The sequence below is a fragment of the Pedobacter sp. GR22-10 genome, from assembly GCF_026239715.1.
Taxonomy (GTDB): domain Bacteria; phylum Bacteroidota; class Bacteroidia; order Sphingobacteriales; family Sphingobacteriaceae; genus Pedobacter.
In genome coordinates this window covers 59,759-72,004 of sequence record NZ_JAPIVR010000003.1, presented here as the reverse complement: position 1 = coordinate 72,004, position 12,246 = coordinate 59,759, and the positions used below count along the sequence as shown (strand labels likewise).

The 12,246-nt window shown below is 36.0% G+C and carries 7 protein-coding genes; 1 reads left to right on the top strand and 6 read right to left on the bottom strand.

The window, feature by feature from the left end; all coding sequences use genetic code 11:
• Positions 1-14: 14 nt before the first annotated feature.
• The 3 genes from OQX64_RS12930 to OQX64_RS12920 form a co-directional block, all read right to left on the bottom strand.
• Entirely contained in the window at positions 15-1,019 is a 1,005-nt protein-coding gene (locus OQX64_RS12930; protein ID WP_265819088.1) for a DUF1852 domain-containing protein, read from the bottom strand.
• A gap of 794 nt (positions 1,020-1,813) precedes the next feature.
• Positions 1,814-4,237 (bottom strand): outer membrane beta-barrel family protein, encoded by a 2,424-nt coding sequence (locus OQX64_RS12925; protein ID WP_265819087.1) that lies wholly within the window; start codon positions 4,235-4,237, stop codon positions 1,814-1,816.
• A 100-nt stretch (positions 4,238-4,337) separates the two neighbouring features.
• Positions 4,338-5,426 (bottom strand): helix-turn-helix transcriptional regulator, encoded by a 1,089-nt coding sequence (locus OQX64_RS12920; protein WP_265819086.1) that lies wholly within the window; start codon positions 5,424-5,426, stop codon positions 4,338-4,340.
• A gap of 2,332 nt (positions 5,427-7,758) precedes the next feature.
• On the opposite strand from OQX64_RS12920, the gene OQX64_RS12915 reads away from it, so the two are divergent.
• On the top strand, positions 7,759-8,379 hold the full coding sequence (locus OQX64_RS12915; RefSeq protein ID WP_265819085.1) for a hypothetical protein: 621 nt from the start codon (positions 7,759-7,761) through the stop codon (positions 8,377-8,379).
• A gap of 272 nt (positions 8,380-8,651) precedes the next feature.
• On the opposite strand, the gene OQX64_RS12910 is transcribed toward OQX64_RS12915, so the two are convergent.
• Genes OQX64_RS12910 through OQX64_RS12900 form a run of 3 tightly spaced genes read right to left on the bottom strand, consistent with a single transcriptional unit; the run spans position 8,652 to position 12,223 of the window.
• Positions 8,652-10,592 carry a S41 family peptidase gene (locus tag OQX64_RS12910; protein WP_265819084.1) on the bottom strand — a complete coding sequence of 647 codons (1,941 nt, stop codon included), beginning with the start codon at positions 10,590-10,592 and terminating at the stop codon, positions 8,652-8,654.
• Complete coding sequence (locus OQX64_RS12905; protein WP_265819083.1) at positions 10,573-11,478, bottom strand: UPF0489 family protein; 906 nt, start codon at positions 11,476-11,478, stop codon at positions 10,573-10,575. Before OQX64_RS12905 ends, OQX64_RS12910 begins: the two co-directional genes overlap by 20 nt.
• A 37-nt stretch (positions 11,479-11,515) precedes the next feature.
• A complete protein-coding gene (locus tag OQX64_RS12900; RefSeq protein ID WP_265819082.1) occupies positions 11,516-12,223 on the bottom strand; it encodes a class I SAM-dependent methyltransferase in 708 nt (235 codons plus the stop codon).
• Between the last annotated feature and the right edge of the window lie 23 nt (positions 12,224-12,246).

The following is a 12,246-nucleotide window of genomic DNA, read 5'->3' as shown; positions in this document are numbered from 1 at the left end:
TTTTATATAATTGATTAACTAACGAATTCAGCAGTCCATTGCTCAAGAATATCCTGGTAAGGTTTGATGAAATGCTCTTCCGCATATTTACCCTGTTCAACAGCCAGTCGGCTCCGCTCTTCTCGGTCATATACCACGCGGGTCAGTGAATAATCTTCGTGCTTAAGACTAGGTTGATAGATTTTCCCGGCCACAGCATTTGCATTGTAGATTTCAGGGCGATAAATCTTCTGGAAAGTCTCCATCGTGCTGATCGAGCTGATCAGTCCAAGATCAGTATAATCAGCAAGCAGATCTCCGGAATGGTAAAAAGCCATCGGTGCCACACTGTTCGGAGGCATGAAAAAACGAACTTTTAAACCCATTTTAGAGAAATATTCATCAGTGATAGAATACTGATCCTGCAGATACTCAAAGCCCAGAACGGGATGCTGATAATCAGTGCGTGTATAAGTTCTGTTGCCAGATACACTTAGGCAAATGATCGGCGACATCTTAAAATGCTCTTTATAAGTGGCTGAATTCACAAAGCACTTATAAAGTTTTCCGTGCAGATCACCAAAATTTTCAGGAATAGAGAAATTGGGTTTGTCTTTATTGTACTCGGTCAATAAAATACTGAAATCATAATCCCGGACATAAGAAGAAAAATTATTTCCGGCAATACCTTCGATACGCTGGTTAGTTTCCCGGTCGAAAATATTCGTTTTTAAAACTTCGATCAACGGCAGGTTGTTGATGCCATTCTTATCATCAATACGCATCGTTACGGTGATGATTTCAAGTGCTACAAGGTAACGGTCAGCTCTGGGATTATCCAAATGGGCCAATGCATTGAACCGGTTGTTGATCATATTTAAGGCATTACGTAAGTTTTGCTGACGATTGTCTCCCCTGGCCAGGTTTGCAAAATTGGTTGTCAGACGCGTTTGACTAGAGGGGTGATAGTTTTCATCTAAACAAGTGCTCTCCAGCTTGAATGCAAAATCATACTTGAAGGTATCCCGGGTGTTTTCCATACATTTCTTTTCGTTAATTCTTGAGTGTTCTGATTGATCGCTTTTTATAGCATCATAAACAGTTAATTCATCCTGCAAATCTTAAAATAAAAGATGATTCAAACGGATTTATCTTAAAATCAGATAATTGTTCTTTTAATGGGCGTTTTGTAGATAATTATTCTTTTTCCTGTTGCTAATATTCTATAAAACAGATAATTTTTCTTTATCAGTTTCAGGTACCGGATATTTCGAATGTTGATCAGACAGAAAAGTAGACTTTTCCGATTCGGTTCAAACAGCCCGTCAATAATCTTAATGAATCCTGAATGGAGAATAACAGCTAGTCATTTTATTTCAGAAATCCCGGATTCTTTCAAGCCTTTAATAATATAGGGAGAGGTTAGCCACTACAAAAAAATCATAAGATCTGATGAAAGCGATGGGTGCCGAAGCGGCAGATGTGGCTTATGTGAATGCCGGAGACTACCCCGGTTGCCTGATGGAGACGAATAATATGCAAAAAGCCTGGCGGAGCAATTCAGCTCACAGACGAATATAATTTTACAGATAAGCGCCTGCGCGTTGAACGAGCCACATAACGAAGTATTGGTAACCCTAAATGCCATCTTAGACAAAAATTAGATGCCTAGTAAACGTCCGTGCTAAGGTGGATTTCCATACCATCAAAATTACATTAAAACGAAGGTATGGGTGTAAACCATTATCATTATTCCACCGTATAATAATACACTGTCAGCAAATCAAACTAAACAATTTTTTTCAACAAAGTCTTTTAAGATAGATCTATTCTTTTATCGGATACCTCCAATCCTGCCTTTTTCCTCTTCTATTCCTGTTGATCTCCTTCTAGCTTGTTTTACCTCTTTACCGCCAAAGGAACAGCTCAAGCTTAACGCAAGTAATCTGGTCTCAGGTTTATCGTACATTGTGTAATTTACTCCCGGCAGATTACTGTATATAATTTGTGTTTTTTTATTCAAGATATCTTTAACCGATACTTTCGCATTTAAACGATTATTGAAAAATTTATAAGATGTGCCGACATCAACGAATGAAAACGATTTTAAATAGGAGGTGCCATATAGTTGCCTGGACTGATAGAAATAGGATATGTCGAAATGAAAATTCTGACTCACTGTGAATGTAGAATAAGACTTAAAAGTCATCGCATTCTGATTACTCTTATAGGTTGTGCCTAAGATATCATTTGAGTAAAAATTCACATGGTATGCGCTAAGATCGTTATACATATTCCAAAAATGGCCTATACTTAACGGAATGCTTAAACTTAAGCTGACTGTGTTTTGCCTGGCTAAATTATCAGGCGTGGTAAATAAAGCTCCCCGGTCTATATCGGGTTTTATTATATCAGTAATGACATCCTTCGTGTTACTATATACGACCTCCAAGCCATACTTTTGTTTCAAAAGATAGCTGAAGGACAGGCTATTAGTGTACTGCGGTTTTAAATTTTGATTGCCTCGCTTATAAGTATATAAATCCAAATAATAGATAAACGGGTTCAAAGAACCGTAGCTAGGGCGATCTATTCGTCGGTTAGCCGTTAAACTGGCTGTATTATCCTTGTTGATCCTTTTACTGAAGGAAAGAACAGGAAACAGATCCAAATATTTCCTTTTGACCATATCAGACATGGTAATAGAATTACCTTTAGTGGATGTATGTTCAGCCCTTACCCCGAGTTGCACATTGAAACTGGCTAAATCTTTTTTGAAGTTTAAATAAGCAGCATTGATGAGCTCTTCATACAGGAATCTATTGCTTTGCACTAAATCTTTCACCCACGAATCCCCTTCCTTATTTTCAACAAGAAAATTGTTGTCTGTCTTGACAATACTTGATTTAACACCAACACCAAGGGTTGATGTTTTTGAAATCGGAAGTGTGTAGTTTATTGCGACTGCTTTAATTTCTAAGTCAGTTGGAGATATATTTCTAAATATAGGGGCCTTCATACCAAAATTGCCATTATCATCATAAAAGTTGTTCTCATAAAGAACCTGTTCCCCATTATTATAGTCAAGAAATGCCAGATCAATATCTATTTGCTGACCAAGGGTATCTAATACGGATTTGTAGTTTAAATTATAGGATGTATTTGAATATTTGTTTTTTCCCGTATTAAGGGCAATAATCTCGGATGGATGTGCAAGACCATTGCTGACTAAAGACTTATTATTGATTACTTCACCTTGATCATTGGTATACCCGGCCAAAGTTAATCCAATCGTACTGTTTTCATTGATATCGTAATCCAGACCAGCTTTATAAGTATGATTATGATTTGTTGTGGTTGAATTGCTCTGCTGACCGATGTTACTCAAGTTTCCAAGCATATTTACTGCACGATCTAAATTCAATATACCGTATCTTTTGTTGTCAGCATAGTTATAGTTTCCATAAATATTTATCTTTTTAGTCCTTTGATTTATTGAAATTCCCGTATTAGACTTTATATCTTTTCCAAGAGCACCATCTGCAGTAACAGTCCCATTTGTCCCAAGTTCCTTATTCTTTTTCAAGATGATATTAACTAACCCGGCACTTCCAGACGCATCATATTTCACTGGTGGGTGAGTCATAATTTCTATCGATTTAATTTGACTTGAGTTTGTATTCCGCAAGAGAGCTGCAAGTTGTGAAGATGACAAATAAGTAAGTTTTCCATTGACCATTACGGTCACTCCTTGTTTTCCACTTAATTGGATTGTGCCATCATTCAGGAGTGTTATACCTGGTGCTCTGTTCAATATATCGAGTGCAGTATTGCCTACAGCCAGGCTAGTATGCTCAACATTTATAGTAGTCTTGTCAATTGATCTCTGGATTAATGGTTGGGTGCTTATTATGCTAACCTCTTCTAATTGTTCTATATTCCGATTTAAAAAGATAGTATCCAGAACAAGGCTTTCATTCTCAACTGATACCGGTCCATGCGTAATCTTCTGGGTGCCGAGTGAGGTAAACATAATAAGGTATGTGTCAGGCTTAACATCCTGAAACAGGTATTGTCCATCTTCTACTACACCTAATCTTTGTATTAAAACCGAATCCCCGAACCTTATTAGCGAAACTGTGATATCTTTTGGAGTAGTGCCATCTTTGTATTTTAAATGGCCTGACAGACTGCGTTTGGACTGAGCAAAGCCTAAGCTGCTCACAAGCATTAGTATAACAAGTATGGAAGTTTTCATGAGCATTTGGATTTTGATTGTAGTCCAAAACTCGTCTAATTTATTAAAAAGGTCTTCCGTCTAAGCTTAGGCGGATAACCGAAACGGCTTTAGGAAGCATCTAAGGTTCTTTTTGGTAAACCGACGGAGATTTCCCCACAATTTCTTTAAAAGCTTTGTTGAAGGTAGATAGGGAATTAAAACCAGCTTCAGAAGCTATTGCTTGTATACTATAGTTCCGATATCGTATATCCTTTAATAATCTTTGGCTTTCAACAATGCGATGCCGATTTATAAAGGCATAAAAATTTTCCTGGAATTCCTCATTTAAAACCTGAGACAAATGAATCGGTTTCATGTCCAGTTTGTTTGCCATAGAAGTTAGCGTAAGTTCATTATTCAGGTGGGGCTTTTCCATGGACATAAATTCCTCAATTGTTGTTGCATAGGCTTTCTTATTTGCTTCAGTAAGTTTGGAATTTCTATACCGATTTGGCTCTGGTATAACAGATTCGATTTCAAAATCTTTAGAAACGTTGTAATAGAGGTCTTTTTGGTTAATTGTATAATATCCCATCCAATAACTAAACAGTAGTAATGGTATGGCCATTAAATTTCCGTTGATCAATCCTGCATTATCAAGAATCCATACGAAAAATAGTATGAACAGAAATATCAATAACTCTTTGACCCACTTTAAATTTCCATTTTCAATAGTAGAAATAAGTTCCTTTGAAATTTTGTCATTTTCCTTTAATGTTCTAAATATCAATAAAATGTAGAATAGGAGTTGTATATGATTAAGATGTTGATAAAGCAAACTCATGGGAGCGTTTCGGTTCCATAATGTAAAACTCTCAGGTGGAAACACCCATACGCCTACAAACAAAATTGCAGGAATACAGTGTAATAAGTGCTTTTTATTAAATTCTAAGCGATTGTTTGTTACTAATATCACATAAAAATATAAGCATGGAAAAGCTAACAAAAGAGAAAACTCATCTAAAAATTTGAGGTAGAAACCGAAGACATTGTTAAGTGTTAAAATGTCGTATAAAAGGTTTAGTGACAGCAGAATGCAGAAAGATGAGAGAAAAATTGCAGTCAAGCTTTTTCTCCGCTCTTTGTGTAAAAGGCAATAGAGCGAAATAAAAACTAAATTTACGCCAGCGATACCGGTCAAAAGGGTATAAAAATTAAATACTACCATCGTAGCTGCAGTAAAGGCTATAATCCATCATGCAATATAGCATTTCAAAATATTAACTTAGTTCCTTAGTTTGTGCTTAGTGCATATTTCAGCGAAAGTAACCCCTCTGTTCGGGGCCAAAGTGGCCGCGAGATTAACTACCTGGTGCATTAAAAATTAACCTCGAAGCTGATCGAATATAATTATTCTCCGCAACACCATCCAGCCTGGTCATCCGATATGCCAAAAGATTGATCTGCGCTATTTCGGGATCCTTCTTCGATTCAAAACACCCATTGAACGGCCTGTTACTTCCTCTTTTAACAAAGCCAATCAAATAAAGCCCCAGAAACGATTTTAGATGCCCAGCAGAACTCTGCTCAGCGGGATACCCACATCTTGGCTCAGGCGCTTTTATTTTGTCTAATCTGGCCACAGATCAATAAATATTATAAGAGAAAAACCAGCCTTTAATAGTCAAAACGGCCACTTTGGCCCGGAATTGGGGGGCAGTTTGAACCGGAATGAGGCTTCAGTTTAAATGCGGATTAAGCGGCCACTTTCACTGAAATACCCAGATAATGACGTAATGCTATTAAAAAATTCAATAGTTAAAAAAAGTTAAATAATTAGTGCTCCCAAAATAGGATCAGTCATTAAATTGCTGATGTTAAGGTGTCATTTAAATTAAATAATATGAAATACCACGTAGACATTAAATCATCAATAATTGGTTTTGCAAGTGCAGTTTTGATACTTGGATCTCTAATTCATCCAATGGTGGCTTAAAACGTTCCACTATCTTTGAAAAATACTCTAAAATCATCGATCCATCTGGTTCTATCCGTAAGTTGAATAAGTGATTTATCTTGTTTGCTAAGTGAACCTATATCTGGCACCCTCTTCTTGATTAACGCCCAAGTAATTTTTAATACTGGTATCTAAAAGTAACATATCCATATCAGCTCCTTTAACACACGGTTGATTTCATGAACTTCTTAGCATCGTCTGTTTTTTATCTTTAGATACAAGGACGCGAGATTTATATGTAACACAGGGTCCTTGGCCAAAACCTTTAAGGCTTTTAGATACATTGCCTCAGATTTATGAAACTCTTTGATTTTAGCAAGACTGTCTGCAGAGTTTTTTATTTTTTGATACTCCTGACCACTTTTCTCTTTAGCAGAATATTGCATACAAAATAATAGAAAAAATGATGTCATTCTTGGGAACATCATCATTTGAACTTGTTTCCTTAAATATACCTACTGCGATATTCATTTCCAATAACTTTAACATAAACTAACATTATGAGATTGCTAATTTCAATATTACTCTTACAAATGCTCAGTCAATAGGAGACAATGAAAAAAAGGTAGATATAGCGAAAGGATTAGAACGACAATTTTTTCCTGGCGATAAGCTCGACAAAGACTTTGATTTCAGATTCTCCACACCATTTACTGAAATAAACATCTCTACAGTCAATGGCTATCAATTAAATGGCTTATTGTTTAAGGTAAATCAGTCGAAAGGTCTTGTATTTTATCTACATGGAAGTAATGATGCAGTAAACACCTGGGGGAAGATAGCACCTATTTATAATAATTTTAATCATGATATTTTCATTCTTGACTATCGAGGCTATAGGAAAAGTGAAAGCATTTATTCAAATCAAAATTAGAGTTTATGATAATTTGAATTACATACCAACCACATCTAGTTGGTTAATCCGGACAACCATAAAGAGAAACACTTCGCGAACAATGCAACATAAGGTAGCCACTTCGACATACATGCGTTGCCTTGTTTGCGATACGATAAGAGCACATCTAAGCCACGTTACATCTAGTAGATTATACAAAAAAAGCAGAAGACTTTTCAAATCTCCGCTTTGCGGAATGGACGGGACTCGAACCAACCTCATATATCTTTGAAAATAAGCATTTTAAACTATACTCAAGTATACTGCTCACTATATGCTCACGATTTTTTTGCAACTATTTGACTGTAATTGACTATCAAATATAAAAAAACTATCAATCCAACAGCTAATATTTGAGCTGTTTTTTCGAAGCATTGATATAATTACTTAGAGAAGAGATTTTTAATAACTGGATACAAGAAGTTTGTGGTTCTTGCATTCAAGCAATGGATTTCAAAATAAGACAACTTTTAACTTAGTTCAAAAATGTAAAAAACATTAATTAGGCAATGTACGATTCCTATCGAACGGTATATATTTTTAGAACGTAAAATACTGGTTATTCATATCTACTGTAATGATATATATCGCTATAGGAAAGACTTTTTTTCCAATAAAATTGCAGTTCTAACTTCAGCAAAAAATATTATGAAGAGTTTTTTCAGCTTAGTAGCATTGACATTGCTTTCCACAACACAGCTTCTCTCCCAAAAAGTAAGTATGCCAATTAATTCGGCATTTTATGATTCAGACATGAAGAATTTTTGGGTTGCGTTTGATATGCTAAACAAAGATTGTAAAAATCCATTTCATGAATTTTACATAGCAAAAGGAACGAAAGGACTTGAATCTTTTATGGCCGGTCGGATAGTAAATGCCGACTCATTGTTTAATACGGTGCTGAGAAGAAAGGATGACTATGAGAAGGCAAGAACAAAAACAGAAAATATGCTGGAAAAGAAGCTAGAATGTCTACAAGCTTACAAAAAATTAAAGGAACTTTACCGCAACGCTATATTTCCACCTGTCTATTTTTTAATCGGAAGATATAACTCAGGTGGACACTCTAGTAGAGCGGGAATTGTCATTGGAGCAGAAATGGTTGATTCCGCATTTATCCCATTCTTGGTTTCCCATGAGCTTATTCACTATCAGCAAAAAAAAATACCGAAAAAAAACTCGATCTTCTATCGGCATGCATTAACGAAGGAAGTGCAGATTTCATTGCTGAACTTATTTCAGGGAAAAGTCCAGGGAAAAAAACTATGAATATGGATCAAATTACGAAGCCGAACTTTGGGCTGAATTTAGGAGCATAATGTTTGAAAAGAGCGACAATCACGGCTGGCTGTATGATTATCACCCGAAAAATGGCCGTCTTGCCGACTTAGGCTATTGGATCGGCTATAAGATCACAAAATCATACTATCAGAAGTCCAAGGATAAACGAAAGGCAATCTCAGAAATATTGCAGATCAAAGATTTCCGTAAGTTTCTTTCGGATAGTGGCTACCCAAATAATCAAACCAATTACTTATGCCCTAATTGATTAAGGCGCTTTGAAGAACCACATCGTTATAGGGTTTTAGATCGAAAACAGATTTTATCATTACTTTTATATCTGGGCTAATACCAACATTTTCCAGACATCCTACCTTGGGAAAGATCATTTTGCTTGTGAAGCAATTATTTGAAAATGTAATTCCTGATGGAAAATGAATATCAAACCTGCTGGCAAGCACCCCAGCCGTATTTTCGGTTGCTATAACCTTCACGTTATCTCTATTGTATTTAAGCGATTGAATAAACATTTCTGATGCGCATGCCGTATTTCTATCCCCTAGAACGAGAATCGGCATTTCGCCACGGATATGGCGGAAATTGTTGGATTTTATCACAGTTTTATGACGATTACTGCTATCCTCACCTAATGTTTCGTAAAGTTCGCTGTTATGATTAACCATGAGCGAGAGTAACCGAAATACACTAAGAGCTGCCCCCCCGCCATTACCGCGTAAATCAAGAATCAGCTTTTTACTTTTATTAATATTCTCAAGATCATTTATAAACCTAGTATAAACATCTAAAGTCCAGCTCGATAGTCTTACATAGGCTACATTGCTTTTTATAACTTTGAAATCATAGTTGCCCTGACTACCTGATCTTAGCTTGAACTCACCGTCATATTTTACAGTTACCAATCTAGGACCAATCTGAGTATTAACCAATAGTACCGTACTATCACCTGCTGGCTTCGCAATCCCAGAAAAAAACTCTTTTGTACTATTTTGCTTAGCCTCAAAAGGGAAAGCTTTTTTTAACAGTGTGTCAGTACTTTTTCCGTCTATCGACAATACTTTGCTTCCAATGGGCAAGAGCTCTGAATATCTTTGGTCATTAACCATTGCAACAAACAGCTGCCCATTAATTTGATATAGATTGAAAGGCCTTCTAGGTTTTTTGGAATTATCTGGCTTTTCCTTGCACTCCTCAGTATTTCCAAGCAGTTGTAAATGTGGGTCCTTAAACTCTTCTGACAGAAATTTTTTGAGTTCATCTATTAATTTACAGATTTGTTGCGTATCGTTATACTTCTGAATTAACGACTGATATTTTGCCCTAAGTCTGACTTTGTCAAGCTGCCTTTCCTGGTAAAAGGGGTATCGATCCAGGGCTGTGGTGATAATTTTAGTTAGGACATTTATTTCTGTTTCCCTATCTGACAGACCCTGAAGATAGATATTTGATCTTTGTGCCTCATCGGTTTCTTCCTTTGAGCCAGATATAATTGTACTGCTGTAGTATTTATTATATTTTTTATATATTAAAGTCGGGGCTTCTAAAGCCTGGTTAAAAAAAGAATTATTTACTGACTTTTTAACTGATATTTGATCGTGTATAAGGAGATCCGCAGTAACTAGTCGAGATGCTTTCGTTTTATCTGAAAAGCATTGCATACTGACAATCAGATTCCCTCTTTCCGTGAGATGGATTTTTGCAGCGGGGATAGGGTTTAACTCACAACGCTTCCAGTTTGTGATTTTTTCGTTTATCGGAATCTGATAGCCCTGCTCGTTAATCACAAATTCCTTATACCAGTAAACCCCATCCTGATATACACAAATATTGATCGTATTAATGTTTTCAACCATGTATTTCATAAAAAATACAGAGGTATCTTTCTTTAACTTAAGTTTTGTTGTGCTTCTGTCTCGCCAGATCGAATCTTTAAAATTATTTGGGCGGTTTGCCACCAATGTGATTCCCTTCAACTTATAATCTTCAAAAAACTCATATTCAGGAAAATAGAACCCAGGATCGCTTTTCAATGATCTTACCTTTGCTAGATCATAAAAAATATCCAGGTTTAGATCATCGTAATATATGGGTTGGGTTTGACTTATGGCAATCTGGGCTTTTATGATAAAGATTATCAAAACACCTAGTTTTTTGAACATGCGGTTATCGAATGAAATTTTCATAGCCATAGTTTAGATTATATAATTTTGCCAATTCACCAATGAGTTCTGCTTCTATAAACTCCCATTGGTCAGAAGGAGTAAAGCCGCTGAATCTCGATCTACAGATTGTAATGATCTGCGGAGATATTTTCTTCTGGATTAACTGAGCTATAAAAGAAACAATACGTTGTTTTATTACATTTTCATCTTTCCTAAGAGTAGAGGGATAACTATTGGGATAAGAATATTTATATCTGTTAAATACGATATAGTGTTTTCCATTTTCCACTTCAAGATGTAATTTCATATTCTGATACCTTATCCTATGATAAGGGTCATTTAAAATCTCAAAATATTGATTTTCTGAAGTTTCGATCCTTATTTCTTTGAGTTCATTTGGATTTCCCGCACACGAAAAAAAATCAAGATCTATGTCAATGGCCACATTGTTGCTTCTTACAACAGATTTTTCGCCAGCTTCCATATATTGAAAAAATCTAAAATTTGGATCTAGAAATTTTTCCTGCTTAAGATGTGGTACTGATCTTCCACCTATAAGTCTCATCCCGTCACCGTTATGAGAGGTAACAAACATTTCATTCTCAGTCATGACCTTAACTCCTTGTTTAAACCAATATACACGGTTAAAAAAGCCAAGGTAGAGTGCCGGATAGATAAATGTTGCTATCCCCAGCTCACTGGAGGTAAACTCGTGAAGATCTTTGGAACTGCTAATGCACAGTTCATTCAAGGATTTGTTCAGCCTCGGGATGCCCATATCAGAATGTTCGTCAAAGTGCATTAATAAAGAATTATACTTGAGAAGTCCCCGCTCTACACAGGCACACCACACAGGAAAAACCTCACTATGCTCTTCTACAATAAAAATCGGAATATGCTTGCTCATGCCAATTTATATCAAACATTTAACAGTATTGTGATCATTAGCCTAATGTTAACGTGTCTTTAGAAAAAAGATATGTATTTATAAATGCTTCTATACCATTGAATGGCGCATAAAAGGAGTGCAATACAGAGCCCTTACTATAATTGAATGGTTCCTTGTCCAGATAAACACCAGATAAATTCCCGACTCTGATGTTCGCATTGGTAGTTTTGTCCAAATTGTATTTAACTAAATCACCGTAAATATCAGATGGCTGATGTTCGGTAACGAGAATAGCCTTGAATTTGGGAAATTTGCCCAAAATTTTTAGTATCGATCTATTATCCAAATGTTGAAGAACCTGTCTTATGATCAAAAGATCACCACTGTAAATATCTTGCTTGGCACAATCTTTACAGGTGAATTGGACATTCTTATTTTGGAATTCGGCAATATTTTTTTCAATCAAGGATGGTACCGCATCATATCCGGTATAACGATAAGAACATCCTAGTTTATCTAAACTTCTCAGAAGGCTCTGCGTCACGAAAAAATCCCCACATCCGATTTCCACCAGATTGTAGAAGCTCATTTTCTTAATCAAGTTGCCAACAATTTTAACATATTCCTTGATGTTGGGATTATGGGAGCCAGAACCGGAATAATACTCTCCTTGACCAGCCTCCCACAGCTTAAACTTATATATTTCCGTAAAAATATGCTCGTGATTGCGTCTGTTTGCGAGTTTTTTAATGATCTCTTCCATTTAATGTTAATTTAATGCTGGCG

Excerpts from the sequence above, each read along its gene's own strand:
- OQX64_RS12930 (WP_265819088.1), bottom strand. The coding sequence starts at position 1,019 with ATGGAAAACACCCGGGATACCTTCAAGTATGATTTTGCATTCAAGCTG.
- OQX64_RS12925 (WP_265819087.1), bottom strand. The coding sequence starts at position 4,237 with ATGAAAACTTCCATACTTGTTATACTAATGCTTGTGAGCAGCTTAGGC.
- OQX64_RS12920 (WP_265819086.1), bottom strand. The coding sequence starts at position 5,426 with ATGGTAGTATTTAATTTTTATACCCTTTTGACCGGTATCGCTGGCGTA.
- OQX64_RS12915 (WP_265819085.1), top strand. The coding sequence starts at position 7,759 with ATGAAGAGTTTTTTCAGCTTAGTAGCATTGACATTGCTTTCCACAACA.
- OQX64_RS12910 (WP_265819084.1), bottom strand. The coding sequence starts at position 10,592 with ATGAAAATTTCATTCGATAACCGCATGTTCAAAAAACTAGGTGTTTTG.
- OQX64_RS12905 (WP_265819083.1), bottom strand. The coding sequence starts at position 11,478 with ATGAGCAAGCATATTCCGATTTTTATTGTAGAAGAGCATAGTGAGGTT.
- OQX64_RS12900 (WP_265819082.1), bottom strand. The coding sequence starts at position 12,223 with ATGGAAGAGATCATTAAAAAACTCGCAAACAGACGCAATCACGAGCAT.